General features: G+C 66.8%; 24 protein-coding genes. 11 read left to right on the top strand and 13 right to left on the bottom strand.

Going from position 1 to position 26,061, the window contains the following annotated elements:
* Window positions 1-55: 55 nt before the first annotated feature.
* On the top strand, window positions 56-649 hold the full coding sequence (locus FY036_RS14575; protein ID WP_148915471.1) for a cell wall hydrolase: 594 nt from the start codon (window positions 56-58) through the stop codon (window positions 647-649).
* Window positions 650-654: 5 nt separating this feature from the next.
* Here the strand turns inward: FY036_RS14575 and pheT are convergent, their stop codons facing one another.
* The 7 genes from pheT to infC all read right to left on the bottom strand — a co-directional run bounded on the left by pheT (window position 655) and on the right by infC (window position 6,818).
* Complete coding sequence (gene pheT, locus FY036_RS14570) at window positions 655-3,135, bottom strand: phenylalanine--tRNA ligase subunit beta (protein WP_148915470.1); 2,481 nt, start codon at window positions 3,133-3,135, stop codon at window positions 655-657.
* A 20-nt stretch (window positions 3,136-3,155) separates the two neighbouring features.
* The gene (locus FY036_RS14565) at window positions 3,156-3,557 is read right to left on the bottom strand and encodes a GFA family protein (RefSeq protein ID WP_148915469.1); all 402 of its coding nucleotides are present in this window, start codon (window positions 3,555-3,557) and stop codon (window positions 3,156-3,158) included.
* Complete coding sequence (gene pheS, locus FY036_RS14560) at window positions 3,554-4,651, bottom strand: phenylalanine--tRNA ligase subunit alpha (protein WP_148915468.1); 1,098 nt, start codon at window positions 4,649-4,651, stop codon at window positions 3,554-3,556. Before pheS ends, FY036_RS14565 begins: the two co-directional genes overlap by 4 nt.
* Window positions 4,652-4,803: 152 nt before the next feature.
* Window positions 4,804-5,205 carry a 50S ribosomal protein L20 gene (gene rplT, locus FY036_RS14555; RefSeq protein ID WP_148915467.1) on the bottom strand — a complete coding sequence of 134 codons (402 nt, stop codon included), beginning with the start codon at window positions 5,203-5,205 and terminating at the stop codon, window positions 4,804-4,806.
* A gap of 36 nt (window positions 5,206-5,241) precedes the next feature.
* Window positions 5,242-5,451 carry a 50S ribosomal protein L35 gene (gene rpmI, locus FY036_RS14550; protein WP_148915466.1) on the bottom strand — a complete coding sequence of 70 codons (210 nt, stop codon included), beginning with the start codon at window positions 5,449-5,451 and terminating at the stop codon, window positions 5,242-5,244.
* A gap of 156 nt (window positions 5,452-5,607) precedes the next feature.
* Window positions 5,608-6,228 carry a methyltransferase family protein gene (locus tag FY036_RS14545; protein WP_235897678.1) on the bottom strand — a complete coding sequence of 207 codons (621 nt, stop codon included), beginning with the start codon at window positions 6,226-6,228 and terminating at the stop codon, window positions 5,608-5,610.
* A gap of 53 nt (window positions 6,229-6,281) precedes the next feature.
* The gene (infC, locus tag FY036_RS14540) at window positions 6,282-6,818 is read right to left on the bottom strand and encodes a translation initiation factor IF-3 (protein WP_148915464.1); all 537 of its coding nucleotides are present in this window, start codon (window positions 6,816-6,818) and stop codon (window positions 6,282-6,284) included.
* A 213-nt stretch (window positions 6,819-7,031) separates the two neighbouring features.
* Between infC and FY036_RS14535 the strand changes: the two genes are divergently transcribed.
* From FY036_RS14535 to FY036_RS14520, 4 genes are all read left to right on the top strand, one after another.
* The gene (locus FY036_RS14535; RefSeq protein WP_148915463.1) at window positions 7,032-7,823 is read left to right on the top strand and encodes an alpha/beta hydrolase; all 792 of its coding nucleotides are present in this window, start codon (window positions 7,032-7,034) and stop codon (window positions 7,821-7,823) included.
* Window positions 7,820-8,974, top strand: coding sequence for a benzoate/H(+) symporter BenE family transporter (locus FY036_RS14530; RefSeq protein WP_148915462.1), 1,155 nt, complete (start codon window positions 7,820-7,822; stop codon window positions 8,972-8,974). Before FY036_RS14535 ends, FY036_RS14530 begins: the two co-directional genes overlap by 4 nt.
* Window positions 8,975-9,081: 107 nt before the next feature.
* Window positions 9,082-9,516, top strand: a complete 435-nt coding sequence (locus FY036_RS14525; protein WP_148915461.1) for a DUF2852 domain-containing protein — start codon at window positions 9,082-9,084, stop codon at window positions 9,514-9,516.
* A 122-nt stretch (window positions 9,517-9,638) separates the two neighbouring features.
* Window positions 9,639-10,403, top strand: coding sequence for a M48 family metallopeptidase (locus FY036_RS14520; protein ID WP_148915460.1), 765 nt, complete (start codon window positions 9,639-9,641; stop codon window positions 10,401-10,403).
* Window positions 10,404-10,422: 19 nt separating this feature from the next.
* Here the strand turns inward: FY036_RS14520 and FY036_RS14515 are convergent, their stop codons facing one another.
* Window positions 10,423-10,641, bottom strand: a complete 219-nt coding sequence (locus FY036_RS14515; RefSeq protein ID WP_148915459.1) for a hypothetical protein — start codon at window positions 10,639-10,641, stop codon at window positions 10,423-10,425.
* Between the two features lie 141 nt (window positions 10,642-10,782).
* Here FY036_RS14515 and FY036_RS14510 point away from each other — a divergent pair, with 141 nt between their 5' ends.
* From FY036_RS14510 to FY036_RS14485, 6 genes are read left to right on the top strand one after another with little or no spacing between them, the layout of a single operon-like run.
* A complete protein-coding gene (locus tag FY036_RS14510) occupies window positions 10,783-11,442 on the top strand; it encodes a hypothetical protein (protein ID WP_148915458.1) in 660 nt (219 codons plus the stop codon).
* A 32-nt stretch (window positions 11,443-11,474) separates the two neighbouring features.
* Window positions 11,475-12,134 (top strand): phosphoribosylanthranilate isomerase, encoded by a 660-nt coding sequence (locus FY036_RS14505; protein WP_148915457.1) that lies wholly within the window; start codon window positions 11,475-11,477, stop codon window positions 12,132-12,134.
* Window positions 12,135-12,159: 25 nt separating this feature from the next.
* Window positions 12,160-13,380 (top strand): tryptophan synthase subunit beta, encoded by a 1,221-nt coding sequence (trpB, locus tag FY036_RS14500; protein ID WP_148915456.1) that lies wholly within the window; start codon window positions 12,160-12,162, stop codon window positions 13,378-13,380.
* Window positions 13,381-13,382: 2 nt separating this feature from the next.
* Entirely contained in the window at window positions 13,383-14,222 is an 840-nt protein-coding gene (gene trpA / locus FY036_RS14495; protein ID WP_148915455.1) for a tryptophan synthase subunit alpha, read from the top strand.
* A gap of 48 nt (window positions 14,223-14,270) precedes the next feature.
* On the top strand, window positions 14,271-15,197 hold the full coding sequence (accD, locus tag FY036_RS14490; protein WP_148915454.1) for an acetyl-CoA carboxylase, carboxyltransferase subunit beta: 927 nt from the start codon (window positions 14,271-14,273) through the stop codon (window positions 15,195-15,197).
* A gap of 40 nt (window positions 15,198-15,237) precedes the next feature.
* Window positions 15,238-16,575 (top strand): bifunctional folylpolyglutamate synthase/dihydrofolate synthase, encoded by a 1,338-nt coding sequence (locus tag FY036_RS14485; RefSeq protein WP_201744767.1) that lies wholly within the window; start codon window positions 15,238-15,240, stop codon window positions 16,573-16,575.
* 242 nt (window positions 16,576-16,817) lie between these two features.
* Here FY036_RS14485 and trxA read toward each other — a convergent pair whose 3' ends face one another.
* From trxA to tsaE, 5 genes are all read right to left on the bottom strand, one after another.
* Window positions 16,818-17,141 (bottom strand): thioredoxin, encoded by a 324-nt coding sequence (trxA, locus tag FY036_RS14480; protein ID WP_148915453.1) that lies wholly within the window; start codon window positions 17,139-17,141, stop codon window positions 16,818-16,820.
* Between the two features lie 70 nt (window positions 17,142-17,211).
* Window positions 17,212-20,739, bottom strand: coding sequence for a double-strand break repair helicase AddA (gene addA / locus FY036_RS14475; protein ID WP_148915452.1), 3,528 nt, complete (start codon window positions 20,737-20,739; stop codon window positions 17,212-17,214).
* Window positions 20,736-23,846, bottom strand: coding sequence for a double-strand break repair protein AddB (gene addB, locus FY036_RS14470; protein WP_148915451.1), 3,111 nt, complete (start codon window positions 23,844-23,846; stop codon window positions 20,736-20,738). The genes addA and addB overlap by 4 nt, the downstream gene beginning before the upstream one ends.
* Window positions 23,843-24,565: a nucleotidyltransferase family protein gene (locus FY036_RS14465; protein WP_148915450.1), complete on the bottom strand. Its 723-nt coding sequence runs from the start codon at window positions 24,563-24,565 to the stop codon at window positions 23,843-23,845. The genes addB and FY036_RS14465 overlap by 4 nt, the downstream gene beginning before the upstream one ends.
* Entirely contained in the window at window positions 24,562-26,058 is a 1,497-nt protein-coding gene (gene tsaE / locus FY036_RS14460; RefSeq protein WP_148915449.1) for a tRNA (adenosine(37)-N6)-threonylcarbamoyltransferase complex ATPase subunit type 1 TsaE, read from the bottom strand. The genes FY036_RS14465 and tsaE overlap by 4 nt, the downstream gene beginning before the upstream one ends.
* Window positions 26,059-26,061: the final 3 nt, after the last annotated feature.

Raw genomic sequence — 26,061 nt, 5'->3', positions numbered from 1 at the left:
AACCGGAATAGTCGCCGCATCCCGTTCGTTGTCACCCCGAAGATCGGAGGGTGTCATGAGGTACAGGGGGCCGGCCGCAGCCGGCGCGTTTCTGACCGTCCTGCTTGCCGCGGTTTCCACGCCGGCAGGAGCGACGGTCCACAACATTCCACGCTCGTTCGACGTGAGCGCACTGCAACTGCCGCAAACCGCGCCGCGCGGGCCGCGCGAGACCGGCTGCCTTGCCCATGCGATCTACCACGAGGCGCGCGGCGAGCCGCTGATGGGGCGAATTGCGGTTGCGCAGGTGATCGTCAACCGGGTGAAGAGCGCGGCCTTCCCGGACACGATCTGCAAGGTGGTCTACCAGAACGCGCGCTGGCGCAACCGTTGCCAGTTCTCGTTTGCCTGCGACGGCATATCGGATCGCCCCCGCGAGCGCGCAGCGTGGCTGGCGGCCAGACGGCTCGCCCACGAAATCATGGACGCACAGGATGGTGCGGTCGCGCCGCGGATTTCGCAGATCGGGCTGCTGGCGCCCGCCCTGCGCAGCGCGACGCACTACCACGCAGACTACGTGATGCCGCGCTGGGGCCGGGTGAAGCAACGCGTCGGCCTGATCGGCCGCCACATCTTCTATACCAGCCCGCGCGTGACGCGCTCCATGTAGGGCCGTCAGCCGCGCAGCGAGCCGCCCGTCTGCTTGGCGACGTTCTCGACGATCTTCGCTGCCAGCGCCTCGAAATCCTCGTCGGTGAGCGTGCGCTCGACCGGCTGGATCGAGACCTCGATGGCGATGGACTTGCGGCCTTCGCCAAGAGACGCACCCTCGAACACGTCGAACACGCGCACGCCGGTGATCAACTTCCTGTCGGCGGACGCGGCCGCGCGGGTCAGCGTTCCCGCCTCCACCGCCTTGTCGACCACGAAGGCGAAGTCACGCCGCACCGCCTGGAACGGCGACAGGTCGAGCCGGGGCTTGGTGCGGGTCGGCTTGGCCTTGGATTCCGGGACCGCGTCGATGAACACTTCAAAGCCGCAGAGCGGGCCGGACACGTCGAGCGCCTCCAGCGTCCTTGGGTGGAACTCGCCGAAGGTGCCGAGCACGACCTTCGGACCGAGCTTGATCGTGCCCGAACGGCCGGGGTGGTACCAGCCGGGACCGCCGGCCTCGACCTGAAGCTTGTCCACCGGCGCGCCGGCCGCCTCGAGAGCGGCGAACGCGTCCGCCTTGGCGTCGAACACGCCGACGGGGGCGGCGTTGCCCGCCCAGTCGCGGCCTTGCCCGTCAAGGCGGGCGGTGCCACGACGCACGCCACCGGCCACCCGGCGCTGCTGTTCCGGCCGGTCGCCCTCATAGGTGCCCGAAACCTCGAACAGCGCCACGTCGGCGAAGCCGCGATCTGCATTACGCTGGGCCGCGGCAAGCAGACCAGGCAGCAGCGAAGGCCGCATGTCGGACATGTCTGCGGCGATGGGGTTGGCGAGCTTGAGCGTCCTTTGCCCGCCGCCGAACAGCTCGGCATGCTTCGCCGGGATGAACGACCATGTGACGGCCTCCATCATGCCGCGCACGGCCAGAGCGCGCCGGGCGTTGCGGGTGCGTATCTGCAGCGTGGTGAGGATGCGGCCGTTGACGGCGTCGTGCGAGGCGAGCGGCTGCGGCGCGATGTTGTCGACGCCGTGAATGCGCATCACCTCCTCCACCAGATCGGCCTTGCCCTCGACATCGGGGCGCCATGACGGCACGGCGACATCCACACGGTCGCCCGCCGGCACCGCATGCACGCCGCTGGACGGCATGAGCTCGGCGAGGCCGCCGGGAGCCGAGACCTTCATCTCGACCGCACCCGACACCGTGAAGCCGAGGCGCGTCAGGATCGAACGGCTTTCGTCGGCCGGCACGTCGATGCCGGTGAGGCGCCTGACCTCCGAGAAGGGGAACGACACGATTTTCGGCGTGTGGCCCGCATAGCCGACCACTTCCGCCTCGCTGGGCGTGCCGCCGCACAACTCCGTCACGAGCCGGGTTGCGAGCTCGAGACCGGGCACCATGAATTCGGGATCGACGCCGCGCTCGAAACGGTAGCGGGCATCGGTGATGATGCCCAGCGTGCGGCCGGTGCGCGCCGTGGTGATGGGGTCCCACAGCGCCGATTCGATCAGCACGTCGGTGGTGGTCTCGTCGCAGCCCGAATGCTCGCCACCCATGATACCGGCGATCGATTCGACGCCGTTACGATCCGCGATGACGCACATCTCCGGCGTCAGCGTGTATTCGCGCTGGTCGAGGCCCAGCACCGTCTCGCCGTCGTTTGCGCGGCGCACCACGAGGTCGCCCGCGACCTTCGCCGCGTCGAAGACGTGCAGCGGGCGGCCACGGTCGAAGGTGACGTAGTTGGTGATGTCGACCAGCGCGTTGATGGGGCGCAGGCCGATGGCGATCAGCCGCTGCTGCATCCACTTGGGCGACGGCCCGTTGGTGACGCCCCTCACCAGACGCAGCGCGAAGCCGGGGCACAGATCGGGTGCCTCGATGGTGACCTTGACCGGGCATGCGCCGTCGCCCTTGACGGGCTCGACCGGGGCGGTCTTCAGCGTGCCGAGGCCGGCAGCGGCCAGATCGCGCGCGATGCCGTGGACGCTGGTGGCGTCGGGGCGGTTGGGCGTGAGGTTGATCTCGATGACGGGATCGTCGAGCTTGGCCCATGTCGCGTAGGGCGTGCCGACCGGCGCATCGGCGGGCAGGTCGATGATGCCGTCATGCTCGTCGGAAAGCTCGAGCTCGCGCTCCGAACACATCATGCCGCGGCTTTCGACGCCGCGGATGTTGCCGACCGACAGCGTCACGTCGATGCCCGGAACGTATGTGCCGGGAGCCGCGAACGCGCCGACGAGGCCCGCGCGCGCATTGGGCGCGCCACAGACCACCTGGATCGGATCACCGGAGCCGGTATCGACCGTCAGCACGCGCAGCTTGTCGGCGTCGGGGTGCTTTTCGGCCGTCAGCACCTTGGCTATGACGAAGGGCCGGAGTGCAGCCTTGTCGTCGACGCTCTCGACCTCCAGGCCGATCATGGTCAGCTTTTCGACGATCTCGTCCAGCGAGGCGTCGGTCTCCAGATGGTCCTTCAGCCAGGAAAGGGTGAATTTCATGTCTGTGTCCTCGGCTCGATCTATCGCTCTACGGAGAAGCCGTCATAGCGCGGCAGGTCGTCTTGAATGTGCAGGAATGGCAGGCGGCGTTGCTCGAAGGCGTGCCACATCGGCGGATAGCGCTCGGGGTCGTCCATGAAGCCGAGCGTGAAATAGATCTCGCCCGGCAGCTGGTCGTCGCGATAGCCGATCTGGCTGCCGCAATGCTCGCAGAACGACCGCTCCACGCCCGCAGAGCGGAAGGTCTTGGGCGTGCCGAACCATTCGACCGCCTCGTCGCGGAAGGCGACGAAGGCCATGACCGGCGCACCGGTCTGCTTGCGGCAGTCGCGGCAGTGACAGTAGGAGCGCAGCAGCGGCTCCGACCCGATCTCGACCGAGATCAGCCCGCAGCGGCATGCGCCGGCGTGCAGCTTCGTCACTGGCTGAGCCCTCCGAACAGCGTCGGCAGGTCGAGCGGGCGGAAGCCGTAGTGCTGGAGCCAGCGGACGTCGGCGTCGAAGAAGGCGCGCAGGTCGGGCATGCCGTATTTCAGCATGGCGATGCGGTCGATGCCCATGCCCCAGGCGAAACCCTGATACTCGTCGGGATCGAGCCCGCCATGGCGCAGCACGTTGGGATGCACCATGCCGCAGCCGAGGATCTCCATCCAGTCGTTGCCCTCGCCGAAGCGCACCTCGCCCGGCCGCGAGCGGTCGCACTGGATGTCGACTTCCAGCGACGGCTCGGTGAACGGGAAGAAGGACGGGCGAAAGCGCATGTTGACGCTCGGCACCTCGAAGAAGGCCTTGCAGAACTCGCTGAGCACCCACTTCATGTTGGCGACGTTGGCCGTCCTGTCGATGACCAGCCCTTCGAGCTGGTGGAACATCGGCGAGTGCGTCGCGTCTGAATCCTGCCGGTAGGTCTTGCCGGGGATGACGATGCGGATCGGCGGCTTCTGCGCTTCCATGGTGCGTATCTGCACGGGCGAGGTGTGCGTGCGCAAAAGCCTGCGCTCGCCGTTGTCGTCCGGCTGGAAGAAGAAGGTGTCGTGCATCTCGCGCGCCGGGTGGCCTTCGGGGAAGTTCAGCGCGGTGAAATTGTAGTGGTCGGTCTCGACATCCGGCCCCTCGGCGATGGCGAAGCCGAGATCGCCGAAGATGGCCGCGATCTCGTCGATCACCTGGCTGATGGGGTGGATGCGGCCGCGCTCGGCCGGGCTCTGGCGCACGGGCAGGGTCACGTCCAGCTTCTCGGAAGCCAGCCGCGCCTCGATGGCGGCATCGCGCAGCGCGGTCTTGCGTTCTGCCAGTGCGGCGGCGACGCGATCCTTCAGCCCGTTGATGGCCGGGCCCATGACCTGGCGTTCCTCCGCGCTCATCGCGCCCAGGGTCTTGAGCTTTTCGGAGACCGAGCCCTTCTTGCCCAAAGCCGCGACGCGCACGGCCTCGATCGCCTGCTCGTCGCCGGCCGAAGCGATGTCGGACAGCAGCGATGCTTCGAGTTGTTCCAGTTCGGCTTGTGCTGCGCTCATGTCTTGCGGTCACTTCCTGCGGTCAGATTCACGTGAAACGCGGTTGCTGAATGGCCCTTTGAAGAGCATCGGCTCAAAGAAAAACCCGCGCCAGCCCAGCCGGCGCGGGTTTCCCAAATCAGATTTCCGAGTGCTTGGGAAACGCGGCGGCCTTAGGCGACAGCGCTTTCAAAAGCGTTCGGGGTGGTGTCCTTGAGGTATTCGAGCGCGGTCTTCGACTTGGCGACGAGGGCCACGAATGCCTGCGGCTCGTGGATGGCCATGTCGGACAGAACCTTGCGGTCGATCTCGATGCCAGCCTTGTTGAGGCCGTCGATGAATCGGCCATAGGTGAGGCCGTGCTCGCGAACCGCGGCGTTGATGCGCTGGATCCACAGAGTGCGGAAATTGCGCTTGCGGTTCTTGCGGTCGCGGTAGGCGTACTGCAGCGACTTCTCGACCGCCTGCTTGGCGATGCGGATAGTGTTCTTGCGGCGGCCGTAGAAACCCTTGGCCTTGGCCAGAACCTTCTTGTGCTTTGCGTGGGCGGTAACGCCTCTCTTTACGCGTGCCATGTCATGATCTCCTTAAAAACTCTGGTTCCAACCGGCTCAGAGGCCGCCGCCGTTAGGCAGGAAATTCTTGATGACCTTCTTGGCATCGGGTTCGGCGAGAACCATCATGCCGCGAGCGTCGCGAATGAACTTGTTGGAGCGCTTGATCATGCCGTGGCGCTTACCGGCGGCGGCGGCTTTCACCTTGCCCGTGCCGGTGATCTTGAACCGCTTCTTGGCGGCCGACTTGGTCTTCATCTTGGGCATTTTGCTTTCCTTTCTGTGCGCCCCGCTTGTCGGGGCGAATGTGCTTCAGGCCGACCAGAGCCTGAAAAGCATAAGAAACCGCCACGGCATGCCCTGCCGGGCGGCTCTTTTGAACGCGCGCTATATACCGGTGAGTCCGGAAAAGCGCAACAGGGTTCAGTGAAACGCGAAAAGAACCGGAACCCAACCCATCTCCTGCGCGGTTTCCATCGCCTCGAGCACCGGGATGGCGGCAAGAAACACCAGACCGTCGAGCAGCGTCGCGCGCAGGCGGCCGGTCTGGAACGTCACTTCCGGATCGTCGCGGTAAAGCAGCGGGTTGGGAAGGAAACGCGGGACCCGGTGGAGATAGGCGCGGTATTCATCCCCCAGCGTCGCGGAGAGGTAGCGTTCCTCCCGCAGCGCGACGAGATGGAAGGCGGCCGCGCACAGCACCATGAACACGACGGTGATGACGTAGCTGCCGGTCTGCGCGCCGACGCCTGCGGCCGCGATGGTCGAAAACAGGTAAAGCGGATTGCGGGTGATCGAATAGGGGCCGGTGGACACCACCTCTGCGGACTTGCGCCCGCCGATGTAGAGCGTGGCCCAGAGCCTGCCGCCGATGCCGACCATGATGAGCGCCAGCCCCAGCGTCTCGATGTGCTCGTGCGTGAGTTCGTCGTGCGCCGAGCCGCCGAAGACGAGAACGGCGAAGGCCAGCACGATGAGGAGCGCAAGCACCTGCTTCCGCACCGTCTGGAAGCGCGACAAGGTCTTCGGATTTTCAGGGTTCACGGTTCCACCAGAGCGTCGCCCACGATCAAGGCGACGCTCATCTGGAAACATGACTATTTCGGGGCGAGGACCATCATCATCTGACGGCCTTCGAGCTTGGGCTCGGCCTCGACCTTGGCGATCTCGCCGACGTCTTCCTTGACCTTGTTGAGAAGCTGCATGCCGAGCTCCAGATGCGCCATCTCGCGGCCACGGAAGCGCAGGGTCAGCTTGACCTTGTCGCCTTCGTCGAAGAAGCGGCGCACGGCCTTCATCTTCGTCTCATAGTCGTGGGTGTCGATGTTCGGACGCATCTTGATCTCCTTGATCTCGATGGTCTTCTGGCGCTTGCGCGCCTCGGCGGCCTTCTTCTGGCTCTGATACTTCATCTTGCCAAGATCGGTGATCTTGCAGACTGGCGGCTGTGCGTGGGGCACGATCTCGACCAGATCCATACCGGCATCTTCAGCCATAAGCAGCGCGTCGTTGATCGAAACGATGCCACGATTCTGGCCTTCAGCGTCGATCAGCTGAACCTGGGGGACGCGAATCTCAAGATTGGAGCGCGGGCCCTCCTTGACGGGCGCCGTAGCTTTGAATGGTCTGCGAATGGTCGTAAACTCCTCGAATCGTTGATGTGAAATGTGTGTAACGCAGCGCGAAACGCCTCAAGCGGTCGCATTTCGCGACCGTCTTTAACACAGGACCGGAAAAGAATCACGCGGGTCGGCACAAACTCGTGCACGACAGCGCAGCCGGCTTCAAGAAAAGCTTCCGGCGTGGCAGAGGTTCCCTCCGCAAAGATATAGGAAAGCCAGTCCGCGATGTCCACGACGCCAGCAGAGCCCACATTCCTGACCGTCGACGGCGACCGGATCGCGCTGCGCCATCGCAACGGCAGGACGCCCGGCGTGGTGTGGCTGGGCGGCTACCGATCCGACATGTTGGGCACCAAGGCCGAGACGCTCGACGCCTGGGCGGCAGGACACGGACGCGCGTTTACACGCCACGACTATTCGGGCCATGGCGAGTCTGGCGGCGCATTTGCCGACGGCACCATCTCGCGCTGGCTGGCCCAGAGCCTTGCGGTCTTCCGCCAGCGCACCGTAGGGCCGCAAATCCTCGTCGGCTCGTCGATGGGCGCGTGGATCGCGTTGCGCATGGTGCAGGAACTGCACAAAGCGGGTGAACACGAACGGCTGGCGGGCCTGCTGCTGCTCGCGCCCGCGCCGGACTTCACCGCCGAGCTGATGGAACCGCAGCTTGACGATGCGCAGCGCCGCGACCTGGCTGAGAAGGGATATTTCGAGGAGCACTCGGAATATTCACCCGAGCCCAACATCTACACGCGCGCGCTGTTCGAGGACGGGCGGGCCAACCGCGTGATGACCGGCGTGGTCGATACGCACTGTCCGGTGCACATCCTGCAAGGCATGGACGACCCCGACGTGCCATACACCCACGCGCTTAAGCTGGTGGAGCACCTGCCGGCCGACGACGTGACGCTGTCGCTGGTGCGCGACGGCGACCACCGCCTGTCGCGCCCGCAAGATCTCGCCATGATCGTCTCGGCGCTGGAAGGCCTCGTCGCGCGGGCAGCGGAACTGCAGCGATGAGGGCATCGGTGCCGGCTTCCGCCTTCGTGGCGGCCATCGTCGGCTTCGGCGGGACGCTGGCCCTGATTATCGCCGCCGCCAGCGCCGTGGGCGCAGACCGCGCGCAGACGACGAGCTGGGTGGCGGCGGTGTGCCTTGCCATGGCGGTGGAGACGGCCTGGCTGTCATGGCGCTATCGCATGCCGATCGTGACGGCGTGGTCGACGCCGGGCGCGGCACTCGTGGCCGCCAGCGTCGGCTTTTCGGTCGAGGAGGCGATCGGGGCGTTCATCGTCGCCGCCATATTGCTGGTCGCCACCGGCCTGTTCGGGCCGCTGACGCGCCTGATCTCGCGGATTCCGGCATCCATCGCATCTGGAATGCTCGCCGGCATCGTCGTGACCTTCGTGATGGCGGCCGCGCGCAGCGTGCAGGCCGACGCGGCGCTGGTGCTGCCGCTGCTGGCCGGGTTCTTCGTCGTCAGGCTGTTCAGCCCGGCGCTGTCGGTGCTGCTGGTCCTGGTGGGAGGGGCGCTGCTGGCATGGTTCACCGGACGGGTGCCCGAACTCCCGGCGCTGGAAATCTCCACGCTGACATGGATCGCGCCGTCGTTCTCGCCGGCGTCGGTGATCGGGCTGGCGATACCGCTCTATCTGGTGACGATGGCCTCGCAGAACCTGTCGGGCCTAGCAGTGCTTCGCGCATCGGGCTACCAGCCGCCGGCCGGGCCGCTGATCGCGGTGACGGGGGGCGTATCGCTGCTCACCGCGCCCTTCGGCGCGATCACCACCAACCTCGCCGCGATCTCGGCCGCCATCTGCACCGGGCCGGACGCGCACCCCGACCCCGACAAGCGCTGGCTGACGGGGCCGTTCTACGCCCTGACCTATCTGGTCTTCGCGCTGTTCGGGGCATCGCTGGTGGCCCTGTTCGCGGTGCTGCCGCCAAGCCTGATCGTGCTGGTGGCGGGTCTGGGCCTGCTCGCCCCGCTCGCCAACGCGCTGTCGATAGCGATGACCGATCCGGGCGACAGGATCGCGGCGACGGTGGCCTTCGCCGTCACCGCCTCGGGGCTGACGCTGGGCGGAATAGGTGCGGCTTTCTGGGGGCTCGTGGCGGGCCTGATCGTGCTGGCGCTCGACCGGATGAAAATGCGCCAACCGAAACAATAGGTTGCCCGGTTTTACACAGGGCCATCTTGAATCGCCATTTTGCCGTTCCCATTTCGAAATCATGCAGCCAAACGGGGCTGCGCCCGAACTGGAAGGAACGGATATTCATGACAAAAACCGCTCTGATCCGTCCCGCATGGACGCCAGCCACCATTGCGCTGATGGTCGTGGGCTTCATGGTCTTCTGGCCGCTCGGCCTTGCCATGCTCGCCTACATCATCTGGGGCGATCGCCTCGATGGTTTCAAAGGCGACTGGAGCAAAGCACGCGAGAACTTCTTTGGATCGTGCCGCAAAGGGCCTGCCATGTATGGACGCACCGGAAACGTCGCCTTCGACGACTGGCGCCAGAAGGAACTGGAGCGCATCGAGGAAGAGCGCCGCAAGCTGGACGAAATGCGCGCCGAATTCGACTCGTACCTGAGCGAACTGCGCCGCGCCAAGGACCAGCAGGAGTTCGACCGCTTCATGGCCGACCGCTCCAAGACGACGCCCGCGCCGCGCAAGCCCAGGAAGGGCGAAGGCCTGCTCGACGACGTCTAGACCAAGGCTTGCACGCGAGTGCATCCTCCCGGAAACGGCGCTGGAGAAATCCGGCGCCGTTTTCGGTTTTACAGGAGGGTTGCGTCGCTCCACCATCATCGCGAATCGGGTAGACTGGCTTCATGTCGTTCGGCTTCCTCAGAAAGATCGCGTCGCGCCCTGCGCCCCGGGCCGCGCCGCTCGAGCGCACGCATGTCGTGGCCGACCGCGAACTGCCGCTGCGGATCGTCGAGAACGACCGCGCCAAGCGTCTGACACTGCGCATCGACGCCGGCGGCAAGGGCCTGCGCATCACCATTCCGCCGGGGCTGGCGCGCGGCGAGGTGGAGCGCTTCCTCGACCGGCATCAGGGCTGGCTCGAAACGAAGCTCGCCAAGGTGCCGGACCGGCCGCAGGTGCGCCCCGGCATCAGGCTGCCGCTGCGCGGCGTGCCGCACCTGATCGTGCACGAGCCAGGACGGCGCGGCACGGTCACGCAAGGCGAGGAGGAAGGCGTGCCGGCGCTGCTGGTGCACGGCGAGCGGCGGCATCTGCCGCGGCGGCTGGCCGATTTCCTCAAACGCGAGGCGAAGCGCGACATCGATGCGCTGGTGGCGAAGCACACCGCAAGCGTGGGCCGGCCCGCCAAGGCGATCCGGTTCAAGGACACCTCGTCGCGCTGGGGGTCGTGCACGGCCGACGGGAGCCTTTCCTTCTCGTGGCGCATCATGATGGCGCCGCCGACGGTGATCGACTACCTCGTCGCACACGAGGTGGCGCATCTGCGCGAGATGAACCACGGGCCGAAATTCTGGGCGTTGTGCAGGGAGCTATGCCCGCGCACCGAAGAGGCGCGCGCCTGGCTCAAGCGCAACGGCAACGCCTTGCAGGCTATCCAGTTCGACTAAGGGCCGGCTTGAATTGGCGTCAATCGTCGTTGGCGGCGTTGAGGTCTTCAGGCCGCGTACCTTCGGCGGCGTGGCGCGGCCAGGGCAGAAACCCGGGATCGAAGCGATCGTCGGCAAAATAGTCGAGGGCTCGGTCTCCTTCGGAGCCCAGCGCGCCCTGCGTGCCGACCAGCTCGGCTATCACCGCGCGGGCCTGCTCGAGCTTGGCGCGCAGCCGTGTCGTCTCATTGTCGCTCATGGATCGCATCCTCCCGCCTTGTCGCCAGCCGGTACAGCCTAGACCAAGACGGCGGCGGATTGAACCGGGCGGGTTTCCTCGACTTGAGGGGCGTTTCGTGGCAAGCGTTGCGTCATATGTCGCACGACCGCGGAGGCCGGATTGGACTTCTTCAACTTCGCCAAGGCGGTCGAGCAGGGCATCTACGACGTGATGATGTGGATATTGTTTTATCCGCTCACCCTGCTGCGCATGATCATCTTTCCGGCCTCGACGCTGCAATATGTCTATGCCGAGGCGCGAAAGGACCAGGACTCGGCTTTCGCGGAAGCGATCCGCCCGGCGCTGCTGATCTTCATCTCCATCGCGATAGGCACCTTCCTGGCCCCGTTCAGCGCCGACCAGCGCGCCCTGCTCGAGGGCACACCCATCGGCAGCCTCGTAACGACATCGTGGTTCTTCCTCGTCTTCTACCGGATGGTGGTGTTTTCGCTGTTTCCGCTTTGCGGCGCGCTGTTGCTCGACCTGCTGACGCCCGGTCCGGTCTCTCGCGAAACGCTGCGCACGCCGTTCTACCTGCAATGCTACATCTGCGCGCCGTTCGCGCTGATCGCGTCGCCGACGCTGGTGAACATCCAGCACGATTCATGGTCCGTCTATGCCGCGTTCGCGGCGGTGACGCTCTGGTTCCTCGCCGTGCAGTACATATTCTTTCGGGACTATGCGCGACAGACGGCGCTGCGCGCGCTGCTGCTGGCGCCCGCCGTTCTCCTGCTCGGCACCTTTGGCGGGATCGTGCTCGGACTTGTCGCGGCTTCTTGAAATCCGCCGCTTTTCATGCCGATAAGGAGGCCATGAGCCTCGACATCAAGATATGCGGCCTGAAGACGCCGGACGCGCTGGACGCCGCGCTGGCGGGCGGCGCTTCGCATGTCGGCTTCATCTTCTTTGCCAGGAGCCCGCGGAACGTGGAGCCCCAGACGGCCGGAGCACTGCGCGCGGCCGCGCGGGGGCATGCGCAGGCGGTGGCGGTGACGGTGGATGCCGACGACAGCATCCTCGACGGCATCGTTGCGGCCATGTCGCCCGACATGCTGCAGCTTCACGGCAAGGAACCGCCGGAGCGCGTCGCACACGTGAAGGCGCGCTACGGCCTGCCGGTTATGAAGGCTTTCGCCATCAGCGAGGCGGCCGATCTGGACAAGATTGAGCCGTTCCGCGGCGTGGCCGACCGCTTCCTCTTCGACGCCAAGCCGCCGAAGGGCTCCGACCTGCCGGGCGGCAACGGCGTGTCGTTCAACTGGCGACTGCTGGCGGCCCTTGACCCCGGCATCGATTACATGCTTTCGGGAGGGCTCAACGCCGCCAATATCGGCGACGCGCTGCGCCTTGCCACTCCGCCCGGCATCGACATCTCGTCGGGCGTGGAAAGCGCGCCGGGCGTCAAGGACGCGGCGCTGATAGCAGATTTCTTCCAGGCCGTGAGGACCGCGCGCAACGCAAGCGCCGCCTGACGGCACCACCCCGAGGAGACCGGCCTTGAACCAGCCCGTGGCCCCCAATTCGTTCCGCACCGGACCCGACGAACAGGGTATGTTCGGCATATTCGGCGGTCGTTTCGTTGCCGAAACGCTGATGCCGCTGATCCTGGACCTCGAGAAGCACTGGACCGAGGCCAAGGACGACCCCGCATTCAAGGCAGAGCTGCAGGCGCTGTCGACGCACTATGCCGGGCGCCCGTCGAAGCTCTACCATGCAGAAGGGCTGAGCCGGCATCTGGGCGGCGCGAAGATCTACTTCAAGCGCGAGGACCTGAACCACACCGGCTCGCACAAGATCAACAACTGCCTCGGGCAAATCCTGCTGGCCAAGCGCATGGGCCGCAAGCGCATCATCGCCGAGACCGGCGCGGGCCAGCACGGCGTCGCCTCGGCCACGGTGGCTGCCCGGTTCGGCTTTCCCTGCGTCGTCTATATGGGCGCAACCGATGTCGAGCGGCAGAAGCCGAACGTGTTCCGCATGAAGCTTCTGGGCGCCGAGGTGAAGCCGGTGTCGGCCGGCCACGGCACGCTCAAGGACGCGATGAACGAGGCGCTGCGCGACTGGGTGACCAATGTCGAGGACACCTACTACCTGATCGGCACGGCGGCCGGCCCGCACCCCTATCCCGAGCTGGTGCGCGAGTTCCAGTCGGTGATCGGCAACGAGGCCCGGGCCCAGATGATCGAGCAGGAGGGCAGGCTGCCCGACGTCGTGATCGCTGCCGTGGGCGGCGGCTCCAACGCAATCGGTATCTTCCACCCCTTCCTCGACGACAAGGACGTCAAGATCATCGGCATCGAGGCCGGCGGGCGCGGGCTCGGCGGAGACGAGCATTGCGCCTCGATGAACGCCGGCAGGCCCGGCGTGCTTCACGGCAACCGCACCTATCTGCTGCAGAACGACGACGGGCAAATCCTCGACGGCCATTCGATCTCGGCCGGGCTCGACTATCCGGGCGTCGGCCCCGAGCATAGCTGGCTGCGCGACACCGGCCGCGTCGACTATGTGCCGATCATGGACGACGAGGCGATGGAAGCCTTCCAGCTTTGCACCAAAACCGAAGGCATCATCCCGGCGCTGGAATCGGCCCACGCCATCGCCCATGCAATGAAGATCGCGCCGAAGATGGGCAAGGACGAGATCATCGTCGTCAACCTTTCCGGCCGCGGCGACAAGGACGTGCACACCGTCGCCGGCATGATGGGCATGGAGATCTGACGATGACGAATACCCGCATCGACCGCCGCATGGCGAAGCTGAAGCAGGAAGGCCGCCCGGCGCTGGTGACCTACTTCATGGGCGGCGACCCGGACTACGAGACGTCGCTGCGCATCATGAAGGCGCTGCCGAAATCGGGTGCGGACGTCATCGAGCTGGGCATGCCGTTCTCCGACCCGATGGCCGACGGCCCCGCCATCCAGGCGGCGGGCCTGCGCGCGCTGAAAAGCGGCCAGACGCTGGCCAAGACGCTGGCGATGGCCGCCGACTTCCGCAAGGAAGACGACGAGACCCCGATCGTCATGATGGGCTATTACAACCCGATCTACATCTACGGCGTCGAGCGCTTCCTGGCCGATGCGAAGGCATCGGGCATCGACGGGCTGATCGTCGTCGACCTGCCGCCCGAGATGGACGACGAGCTGTGCATCCCAGCGCTGAAAGCCGGCATCAACTTCATCCGGCTGGCGACACCCACAACCGACGACAAGCGCCTGCCCAAGGTTCTCGAGAACACGTCGGGCTTCGTCTACTACGTGTCGATGACCGGCATCACCGGCTCGGCGCTGCCCGACACCAGCAAGGTTGCCGGCGCCGTGTCGCGCATCAAGGCGCATACCGGCCTGCCGGTCTGCGTCGGCTTCGGCGTCAAGACGGCAAGCCAGGCGCGCGCCATCGGCGCATCGGCCGACGGCGTGGTGGTCGGTACCGCCATCGTCAACGCGGTCGCCAACGTGATCGGCCCTGACGGCAAGATGGTGGCCGATCCTGCCGAGGCCGTCGCCACGCTGGTGGACGGGCTGGCGCACGGCGTGCGCGACGCGCGCCTTGCTCCTGCCTGATAGTCGTCCCATCTAGACCGAGTTGCACAAGCAGCCGAGGATACTGCAATGAACTGGATCACCAATTTCGTCCGCCCCAAGATCAATTCGTTTCTTGGCCGGCGCGACATGCCCGAGAACCTGTGGATCAAGGATCCCGAGACCGGCGAGATGGTGTTCCATACCGAGCTGGAGGGCAACCAGTGGGTGATCCCGTCTTCCGGCTACCACATGAAGATCTCGGCCAAGGAGCGGCTGAAGGCGTTCTTCGACAACGGCGCGTACGAGCTGCTGGAAAGCCCCAAGGTTCCGGTCGATCCGCTGAAGTTCCGCGACGAGAAGCGCTACACCGACCGCCTCAAGGACTACAAGTCGCGCACCGGGCTTGAGGACGCCGTGCTGTCGGGGACCGGCACGATCGAGGATCTGCCGATCGTCGTCACCGTGCAGGACTTCGCCTTCATGGGCGGGTCGCTGGGCATGGCGGCCGGCGAGGCGATCGTCAGGGGATTCGAGAAGGCGATCGAGCTGAAGCGTCCGCTGGTGCTGTTTTCGGCCTCGGGCGGCGCGCGGATGCAGGAAGGCATCCTGTCGCTGATGCAGCTTGCCCGCACCACGGTCGCAGTCGACCGGCTGAAGGAAGCAGGCCTGCCCTACATCGTCGTGCTGACCAACCCCACCACCGGCGGCGTGACCGCCTCCTACGCGATGCTGGGCGACATCCACATCGCCGAGCCGGGCGCGGTGATCGGCTTTGCCGGCGCGCGCGTTATCGAGCAGACGATCCGCGAAAAGCTGCCCGAAGGCTTCCAGCGCTCCGAATATCTGATGGAGCACGGGATGGTCGACATGGTCGTCTCGCGCCTTGAGATGAAGGAAACGGTGGCGCGGCTGCTGAAGATACTGCTCAAGCAGAAGGCCAGCGCGGCAAAGCCCATCGAGCCGGAAATCCTGCCGCCGCCGACCGCCGTCGCCGAAACCGTGGCGCAGGCCTGATACCACTGCCTTCACAGCCGCGACACCGGGGACGGTCGCCATGACCATCGAAGCACACGCCGCCGACCGCGAGATCGAGCGGCTGATGTCACTCCATCCAAAGGGTTTCGACCTGTCGCTCGACCGCATCGGGCGGCTGCTCGACCGGCTCGGCAACCCGCAGGACCGGATGCCGCCGGTGATCCACATCGCCGGCACCAACGGCAAGGGCTCGGCCGCCGCATTTTCGCGCGCGCTGCTGGAGGCGGCAGGGCTGACCTGCCACGTCCACACCTCGCCGCACCTCGTCAACTGGCACGAGCGCTACCGCATCGGTGGGCCACGCGGCAGCAGCCTCGTTGAAGACACCGTGCTGGCCGAAGCGATCTCGCGCGTGGCGGAAGCCAATCGCGGCGAGACGATCACCGTCTTCGAAATCCTCACCGCAACGATGTTCGTGCTGTTTTCAGAGCACCCGGCGGATGCGGCCATCGTGGAGGTGGGGCTCGGCGGACGCTTCGACGCCACCAACGTGATCGCCTCGCCGGCCGTCAGCCTCATCATGCCGATCTCGCTCGACCACGAAGCCTATCTGGGCGACCGGGTGGAACTGATCGCGGCGGAAAAGGCCGGCATCATTAAGCCGGGCCGCCCGGTGGTGATCGGCGCGCAGGAATACGAGCCGGCGCGCGACGTGCTGATCGAAACCGCAGACCGGCTCGACTGCCCGCTGCTCGTCTACGGACAGGACTTCCTTGCCTTCGAGGAAAACGGCCGCATGATCTATCAGGACGATGACGGGCTGTTCGACATGACGCCGCCGCGCCTGCCGGGCCGGCACCAGTATGCCAACGCTGCCGCCGCCATAGCCGCCGTGAAGGCCGCCGGCTTCGGCATCACCCACCGCGTCGCCGATGCGGCGATGGCGCGGGTCGAGTGGCCCGGCCGGATGCAGAAGCTGACGGAGGGAAGCCTCGTCGCGCTTGCGCCGCGCGGCGCGGAAATCTGGATCGACGGCGGGCACAACCCGGGCGCGGGCGCGGTGGTGGCCGAGATGCTGGCCGATCAGGAGGAAAAGCGGCCGCGGCCCCTGGTGCTGATCGCGGGCATGATAAACACCAAGGACCAGACGGGTTACTTCCACAATTTCGTCGGCATGGCGCGGCGCGTATTCACCGTTCCCGTCAACGAAAGCGATGCCGGCGTGCCCAATGACGAGCTGGCGGCAAGAGCAGCGGCCGCGGGCCTGCCGGCCGAGCCGGTCGCATCGGTGGAGAACGCGCTTATGCTGCTGCGTGACGGTTGGGACGACATCGATCATCCGCCGCGCATCCTTATCTCGGGCTCGCTCTACCTCGTCGGCGAGGTGCTGCGTAAGAACGGCACGCCGCCCGCCTAGAGCCTTTCATCGTTACACGGAAACGGTTCTGTTTCGGCGATGACGAAGCGATCCGTGGGCCGGGTCAATTCGGGCCAAATCCTTCGGTCTTCGGACTTGGCCGTATCCCGATACGACCTTCGCCGAAGCCCTCGACCTTGTCCCGAATTTCCTCCGGCAGAACCATTCCGGGTAACATGAAAGGCTCCAAGAAAAAGCCCGGCGCAGAGGCCGGGCTGTTCTCAGTTCAATTTCAGGCCTGTTCAGGCGACGGCGCCGCCGATCCAGGCCGAAAGCGCGGTCTTGGGCGCGGCGCCGACCTTCATGTCGGCAACCTCGCCGCCCTTGAAGAGCATGAGCGTCGGGATGGAACGCACGCCGTATTGGGCGGCGAGCTCCGGGTTCTCGTCGATGTTCAGCTTGGCGATCTTCACCTTGCCGCCGAGTTCAGCCGAAATCTCTTCCAGAGCCGGGGCGATCATCTTGCAGGGGCCGCACCACTCGGCCCAGAAATCCACGACGACGGGCTCGGCAGCCTGCAGCACATCGGCCTGAAAGTTGTTCTTGTCGGTTGTGACGGTGGCCATGGCGGTCTCCTGATGGATTGTGTCAGCAGCTATGTGGTGCGCGCGCAGGCGTGCTTCAAGCACCCTTCTCTCACGCATGGGTGAGTCGGGCAAGCGCGGCATCCATCGTCTCGGGCGAAACCGGAACGAGGATAGGGCGCTCGGTGTAGACCAGTGCGGCGCGCACCGGCCTGCCCGGATAGAGCGGCGCCAGAAGCGCGCGATAGAGCGCCATCTGGGCGATATGCGCCTGCGGAACCTCGCCCGGCGCGGCCGGCGGCGGACGGTTGGTCTTGTAGTCGACGATGAGCACGGCGTCGTCGGTGACCACCAGCCGGTCGATCTTTCCAGACACCGCGCGTTCGACGGAACCGATGGTCACCCGACCCATGATGGCGACCTCCGCGCGGGAGCCCGGCGCGAAGATCGGCGCATACTGCGCATCGGCCAGCAGGGCCGCCACCGAGGCGCCCAGCTTCTCGCGCTCGCCCTGTGTCCAGTCTCTGCCGACACGGTCGAGATAGCGCCGCATGGCGGCATCGCGTTGGTCGCCGGGCAGCGTCGGCAGGATCTGCAGCAGGCGGTGGGCGGCAAGCCCGCGCTCTATGCCGAACGAACCGACGGCATCGGCATCGAGAACCGGCGAACGGGGAGACTGGACGGCATCCGGGCCGGGCTCGATCACCACGCCGGCGCTGGAGGGCGACAGCGGCCGCGGAAGGACGGGTGCGGGCGGAACGTCTTCCATGAGCGCGGGAGGCAGGGGCGGCACCGTAGGCGCGACGCCCGCCTGCTCGGCCTTGAGCGCGACGGGCCCAGAGGGTGTCACCTGATAGCGCAGGATCGTCTCGCTGGTGGCCGGATGGGTGATCTCACGCGTGGCGGGCGAGCCAGCCAGCGCGTCGCGCACCATGACGTGCCAAGCCCCTTCGGGCTGGCCGCGCTTGCCGTGATAGCCGCAGACGACAAGGCGGTCTTCCGCCCGCGTCATGCCGACATAGAGCAGCCGGCGGTATTCCTGCTCGGCCTTGCGGCGCGCGGTTGCCGAAAGCCCCTGCGCGAAAGAATTGTTCATGTCCGAGGTGGCGCGCCAGAGGAACCCCTTGCCCCGCCAGCCGCGCTGCGGAGCCTCGAACGGCATCAGGCGCGGCAGGTGGCTGTCGGAAAAGGCCGCAGCCCCGCTGTCGACCAGAAACACGACCGGCGCTTCCAGGCCTTTCGCAGCATGGGCGGTCATGATCCGCACCTCGCCGCGCGTCTGGTCCATCTCGCGCTTGATCTCCGGCCCGCCGCCGTCCAGCAGCGCGATCAGCGCCTCCAGCCCGACGACGCCGCTGCGCTCGGCCACCAGGCAGAAATTGAGGAACTCGTCGACCACATCACCGGCCTCAGGCCCAAGGCGGGCGATGAACTTTCGACGCAGGCCATCGCGCGCGAGCAGGCCGGCGAAGAACTCGAACGGCCTTTTGTAGCCGGCTTCGTTCCGCCAGCGCGAAACGGTTTCGAGAGCCGTCGTCACCCGCCCGTCGGTGGAATGGGAAGCGCGCAGCGCGCTCAGCAGCGATTGGCCCGCCGGCCTTCTTGCCGCGAGCTCGAACAGCAAATCCTCGTCGAAGCCGAAGGCCGGGCTCTTGAGCAGCGCCGCCAGCGACAGGTCATCCTCGGGCTGAAGCGCGACGCGCGCTGCCGCCATCAGATCCTGAACGGCGATATGGCCGGTGAGCATGAGGCGATCTGCGCCGGCCACCGGAATGCGTCGGTTCTTCAGCTCGCGACCCAGCGCATGGATGAAACGGTCGCGCTTGCGCACGAGCACCATGACGTCGCCGGGCGCAAGCAGCCTGCCCCTGCCGGCGATCACCTCGCCGGAAGAAAGCCAGTGCGCGATGGTGGACGCGATCTGCTGCGCCAGCCGCACGGCCGGGGCGGACGCGTGGTCGATGGCCTGCGTCCAATCGTCGGGTTCCTCGACGACGGTGGGGCTGAGCGACGGCCACAGCTCGACATGGCCCGGCGCGTTCTCGCGGATGGCGAGGTGTTCGATCGGCTCGGGATCGCGGGTCAGGCCGTCGCGATTCGTCTCGCTCGCAAACACAAGATCGACCGCCGAAAGCACGTCCTCGGTGGAACGAAAGGACCGTGTCAGCCTCACATGCTCGAACCGTCCCTCGGCACCCTCAACGCGCTCGCGGAAGGTGCGCCCACTGAGCGCGAAGGATTCGGGCTCGGCACCCTGGAAAGAGTAGATCGACTGCTTCTCGTCGCCCACGGCGAAGACGGTGCGCGTGCGCCCTTCGCGTGCGCCGATGCCGGCGAAAAACTCCGAAGCCAGCGCGTTGACCACCGCCCACTGGTCGGGGCTGGTATCCTGCGCCTCGTCGAGCAGGATGTGGTCGATGCCCTTGTCGAGCTTGTACTGCACCCATGCGCCAGCATCGTTGCGCGCAAGAAGCGCGGCAGTGCGGGTGATGAGGTCGTTGAAGTCGAGGAAGCCGCGCGCACTTTTGAGCCGCTGGTAGCGCAGGATCAGCCAGTCGGCAATGACGAGGGCGGCGCGCGTCGCCTGCAACATCGCCAGCAGGGCCTTGCGGTCGCATGCCGCGTCGATCGCGCCGGCGAAACGCTCGAACTCGGGTACGAAGTCGGGGAAGTATTCGCCCACGCCCTTCGCCATGATCCGCGACGCCGACTTTGCCGCCCACACGCCGCCGCTCTTCTTCGTCAGCAGGAGGCCGCGCAAGGCGTCGAGACGCTCGACGGGATCGGCCAGCGCACAGGCATTGGTCAGGTCGGAGGCGAAGGTTTCGGCGATCGACTTGCCTGCGGCGGCGGCGCGGCTGCCGATGGCGACCGCCAGACCGCGGTTGAAATAGGGATCGGGCCAGATCGCGCCGGCCAGAGAAGCGGTCGTGTCGGTTTCGGCGAAGCCGAATTCCTCGAAAAAGGGGCGGAAGCGGGCATCGCCCTCGCCCGCCTGCGCAATGAAAGCCCTAAGCGCGTCGCGCTGGGCGACGATGCCTCCGAGCAGGCTTTCAAGTCCGCTCTCGCCGCCATGCTCCAGCACGACGGCGAAGGCCTCGGCCAGATCGGCGCCCGCATCGGCTGCGGCATGGGCGATCATCTCGCGCCGCGCCTCGGCCACGAGGGCAGCTTCCATCTGGCTGTCCAGCATCTCGAAATGGCCGGCGATGTTGGCTTCCAGCGGAAACTGGTGCAGCACCGCCTCACAGAAGGCATGGATGGTCTGGATCTTGAGCCCGCCCGGCGTTTCAAGCGCATGGGCAAAAAGCCTGCGTGCCAGACGGATGCGGGCGGCGTCCGGACGGCGGCCTTCAAGCTCCGTCAGTTCGGCTGCGAGGCGTTCTTCGGCCAGCGTGGTCCAGCGCGCCAGATTGGCGAAGACGCGGGCCGCCATGTTGGCGGCCGCCGCACGCGTATAGGTGAGGCACAGGATGCGCGACGGCTCCGCCCCGCCCAGCAGCAGCCGGATCACGCGACTGGCCAGCACATGGGTCTTGCCGGACCCGGCATTGGCCGACACCCAGGCAGACACGCCGGGGGTGGCTGCGGCAGACTGCGCGGCGCGCGTGTCTTCGGGAATGTTGGGGCGGTCGCTCATTCGCCACCGCCTTCCTCGGCCGCGGCATCGCCACCCGCCGACCATTCGAGCACCCGCGCCAGATGGTCGTAGTCACCGCCCGCATCGCCCTCGCGGAACGGCAGGGCGCGAGACAAATAGCCATTCGTTTCGACACCGTAATAAGCGATCAGGCGCTCCAGACGTTCCCATGCTTCGGACGAGAGCTCGCGCGCCGACTTGAACTGGCGATTGTATTCGAGGATCGATTCCTCGTGGACCTCGCCATTGGCCTTCATGCGCACATGGGCAAGCTCGGACGGCGTATATGCGCGATCCGCGAAGGCGCCACGCATCAGCAACGCGCCTTCAAGGGCAAGCTGGGGCGAAAGCAGCGTGTGGGCCTGGGCCTTGGACGGCGACGAACCGGTCTTGAAATCGAGAATGTCGGCCATGTCGGCTGCGCGAAGGTCGATGCGGTCGGCACGTCCGCGAAGCGTCGCGTCGGTAGCGCCGATGGGCGTCGGTGCCGCGCGCGCCTCGGCCAGACGCTGCTTGATGCCGGCGGGACGGCCGCGCTCCCACACGATGAAATGGCCGGCCATGCGCACGAAACGCGGCCACCACACGGCGTCGATATCGGGCGGCAGCGCATAAGCGTCGAAAACCGTTCGTCCGATCTCGACCAGCCTCGCCTCGGCGTCGGCCGCGAAGGGGTCAACCTCATCGACGGCAAAGCGGTGAACGATGTCGTGGAACAGATTGCCACGCTCGGCCGCGCCGGGATCGCGCAACAGCGGTTCCAGCGGCTCCAGCCGCAGCATGCGCCGGGCGTAGACGGCATAGGCGTCGCGGCGTAGCGTCTCGATCTCGGTGACCGAAAAGGCTTTCGGCCGAAGGTCCAGAGGCGGGCACGGTCTGGGACGTGGTGCAAAATCCACCGGCTCCGCGCTGTCGAGGTCGCGCGCCCAGTGCAGCAGCGCCCGGCCCGGCTCGGTCATCAGCCTGACGTTTGCTTCGCCGGCAAATGTCTTCAGCCGCTGCAGCCAGCGCGAGGCCAGCGCCGGGGCGTCGCCAGCCCTCGCCGCGCGGGTGAGCACCACCTCTTTCGCGCCCATCCCCATGATGAAATCGTGCGCCGCCTGGCCGATGCGCCGCTCCGGAGGCTCCAGCTCCATGCCTGCCTTCATGAAGCGCGACATGAAGGGATCGGGGTCGGCCTTACGTGGCCACGAGCCTTCGTTGAGCCCGCCAAGCACGAGCAGGTCGACGCTCTGGAGCCGGGCCTCCAGCGCACCCCAGATGGCGACGCGGCTGTCGCCGGCAAGCGACGGCTTGACCGACGCGCCCGCAACGAGTGCCGCGAAGACATCAGGCCATTCTTCGGCCCTGACAGGAAAATCGACATTCGCGCCGACGAGCGAGCGCAGGAACGACGCCAGAGCCTCGCCGGCATCGCCGCGATAGAGCTCCGCCAGCGTGCCGCTCTCGTCGCGGCCGAGCGCCTCGAAGCAGGCAACGCAGGCGCGGGCGATCCCGGCAAGGTCCGTGTCGCGGCCGCGCAATGCACACAAGGGGGCCATGGCCGCCTCGAGCCCTGCCAGCGCTGCGCGTGCGGCGGCGATGCGGTCGGCGTTCAGGCGCACCAGCCAGAACGGCTTTCGAGGGTCGTCGCGCCGCGCCTGCAGCCGCCTGTCGAAATCGGCTGCCAGCGTGCCGATATCCGGCCGGCCCGTGCCGCCGCGCAGGGCGACGAGATCGACGGTTTCGGCGGCCTCGCGCAGACGGGCGCGCTCCATGCCAAGGCGCAGCAGCGGATGCTTCAGCAGCGCCATGATGGCGACCGGGTCACCCGGCGCGAAGGCCGCATCCAGCATCAGTCGGAACAACGAGGCCGGCGGCGTCTGGACGAGCGGCACACCGCCCGAATCGTCGGCCTCGATGCCGAAGCGGCGAAGCTCGCTTGCCACGCGGCGCGCCAGCGCGCGGTCGCCCGTGACCAGCGCCGTGCTTTTTCCCCCGGCGACCGCGAGGCGCAGGGCGGCCGCGATCACCAGCGCTTCCTCACGCTCGTTGGCCGCCTCGACCAGCGTCACACCCTCAAGCGCCGCTGGATCGGATGCAGGACCGAGCTCCGCCCACACGTCGGTCGTCTCGGCGGGACGCAGTGCCTCACTCACCATCACAACGCGGGCGGCGATGGCTGGGGGAGCGGAGGCGACCTCGTCTACGTCGCGGCGTTCGATGCCAAGCACGCCAAGAAGCTTTTTCAGGCCCGCCTGCGGGTGACCGAAGCTTGCGGGCGGAAGCTCGGCGTTGCCGATCTCCAGCCAGCTGCGTTCATCCATGGCGCAGTCGAGCCCCGGCAACACCACCGCGCCCGAAGGCAGGCGCGAGATCGCCGCCAGAAGCTGCGCGGTGGCCGGGATGGAGCCCGTGGAACCGGCAGCGATGACCGGGCCCGGGGGCGGATTGCGCAAGAGCCGCTCGGCCTCCGCAAGGATCATCGCGTTGCGGTGGGCCGCCGGGTTGGAGCGGTCGCGCTCCGCCAGAAGCTGCGGCCACGCCCCGGTGACGATGTCGAGAAATTCCAGCGTGACCTGCCACCAATTGGCGAGATCGGCCGGGACCAGGCCCGCAAGCCGCGCCCATTCCGCACCGCCGGTCTCGATCTCGTCCATGAGCGCGGCAAGGTCGCGCGCGAGCCAGACGGCATCGGCCAGCGAGGCGGGGACAACCACGTCCTCGCCGAAGAGCGCGGCGAGGTGCGCCGGCAGACGGCGCTTCCACGCCTGAACCAGCGGCGCCAGCAGCAGCACCCGGTCCAGCGCCTCGATTGGCATCGCGAGCGCCAGTTCGTCGGCCTGCCCGCCCTCGAAGACCGCAGCATCCTCGTCGAACTCGCCAAGCGGGCGCACGGTCGGCAAAATGGCCGAGACGCCGCCCAGCCTCTCCACGAATGCATCGCGCAACGCGCGCGCGGCACGGCGGGTCGGCACGTAGATGGTGGCCTCGGCAAGCTTCAGCGGGTCGCCGTCATAGCCGAAGCCCGGAACGATGCGCCCCGAGAGAAGGCCGTCGGCCAAGGTGGGCAGAAAGGGCGCGCCGGCGGGAATGGACAGAACGCGCGGCTGCCGGCCGACGCTCATGACCCGCCATGCCGCACGATGGCGGCTTCCGCCTCTGCCACGGCGTCGGGCGTGCCGACAGTGATCCAGTGGCCCTGCATGGCCATGCCGAAAAGCCGGCCGGCTGCGATCGCGCGGTCGAAATAGGCGTTGAGCGAATGCGGCTGAGCGCTTGCGCCCTCAAAGATGCGGGGGTGGACGATCGCCGCGCCCGCATAGATCAGGCCGTGCGGCGCGCCTTTTGCGCGCGACAGGCGGCCTTCGCCGTCGAGCAGAAAATCGGTGGTGCCGCTGTGGCCGGTGGCGTCTTCGAGGCGGGCGAGCATGAGAAGAATATCCATGCGCGCGCCATCCCATGCAAGGGCAAGCCGTTGAAGATTGGCCAGATCTCCGTCGATCCAGAACGTATCGGCGTTGAGCACGAAGAACGGATCGCCGCCGAGAAGCGGCAGCGCCCTGACGATGCCGCCTGCCGAATCGAGAAGCTGGTCGGTTTCGTCCGATATCGTGACGGCCGGGGAAGACCGGCCGGCCGTGTGGGCGACGATCTGTCCGCCAAGGTAATGAACGTTGACGACGGCCTGTTCGACGCCGGCACGCGCGAGTGCGTCGAGCCCGCGGTCGAGCAATGTTTTGCCGGCTATTTCTATCAGCGGCTTCGGCTTCGTGTCGGTCAGCGGGCGCATGCGCTTGCCGAGGCCGGCTGCGAGCACCATCGCCGTGCGCGGCCCGTCTTTCATATGACGCCAAGCCGCTGGTACAGCGCGCGCACCGGCGCAAGGGCAGGGTGCACCAGCGCACGCTCCATGTATCCGCGGATGCGCGGCAGGTGCTTCATGTAGCCGGGCTTGCCGTCGCGCATGTTGAGCCGCACGAAGATGCCGAGAATCTTGGAGTTCCGCTGCGCGGCCATGATGGCGTAGGCCGCATCGAAGCCCGCGCGGTCGAAAGCGCCAGCGGCCTCTCTGGCCCGGCAATACGCCTCGACGATTTCGCGCTCGAGCGTGGGTTCGACCATCACCCGTGCATCCATCGCCAGCGACGCGACATCGTAGGCTGACGGGCCGATCAGAGCGTCCTGAAAGTCGATGAGCCCGACGCGGTCATGCCCCTCGGCATGGGCGCGCCAGATGATGTTGGGCGAATGGAAGTCGCGCAGCACCAGACTTTTTTCGGTCCGGTCAAGCACATCGAAGGCTGCGGTCCACGCTGCCGCATAGGCTTCGCGATCCGCCGGGGTTGAATCGCGGCCCGACACGTGCGGCAGATACCAGTCGGTCAGAAGCTCGGTCTCGATAGCGAGCGCGCTCCGGTCGTAAGCCGGCACATCATGCGAGAAGCCGGGTGCCACCTCGATATGCGAGGGCCACGTGCGGCGGTGCATCGCAGCCAGCAATTCGGCGCTGGCGAGGTAGCGCTCGGGGATGGGCCGGCTTTCGGCGTCGAGCACGCCTTCGCGCCCCAGATCCTCGACCAGCAACAGGCCGCGTTCGAGATCGGCTGCATGGATCTGCGGCGCGCAGAAACCCTCCCCCCGCAGCGTCTCTGCGATCGCCACGAAGGGAACGACGGATTCGGCCAGATGAGCGATCTGGCTGTAGGGCTTGCCGTCGCGGATCGGCGGGCCGTCGGGCCGGCGCGGCGTGTTCATCAGGATGACGGCAGGGCCGCCCGGCAGCTCTACGGTCTCATAGGCGCGGGCGGACGCATCGCCCGTGAGGAAGCGGCGCGTCGCATCGCCCAGGCCCGACTGAGCGAGAAAATTCCTGATCGCCAGCGTGCGCTCGAGCCGGTCGAGAAAGGCGGGCAGGGCGAAGATTTCGGCCGCACGGCCGGCGCCTTCTTCCGACAAGGCGATGGTTGCGCGGTCCGCGGGCAGGGCGTCGCCGGCACGTTCAGGCCACTCGATCAGCACGACGCCTTCGCGGATCGCTTCGCCAAGTCCCAGCTCTTCAAGCTCGTCGGGCGACGACAGGCGGTAGAGGTCGAAGTGCTGGGCCGGCACGCGACCCGCATAGGCCTGCACCAGCGTGAAGGTTGGGCTCGGCACCTCAAGCGCCGGATCGCCGGCAAGAGCGCGCAGGATGGCGCGGGCGAGCGTGGTCTTGCCCATGCCGAGATCGCCTTCGAGCGCGATCACGTCGCCGGGCATGAGGATCGCGGCGAGGTCTTCGCCGAACCTGCGCGAAGCGTCCTCGTCGGGCAGCGGGAGGCGGAGCATGCGTCCTGCCATGGA

This window comes from Neoaquamicrobium microcysteis, from assembly GCF_008180155.1.
In the GTDB taxonomy this organism is placed as follows: domain Bacteria; phylum Pseudomonadota; class Alphaproteobacteria; order Rhizobiales; family Rhizobiaceae; genus Aerobium; species Aerobium microcysteis.
Note: the sequence above shows the minus strand (reverse complement) of the source record. Positions and strands in the feature narration are given on the sequence as shown.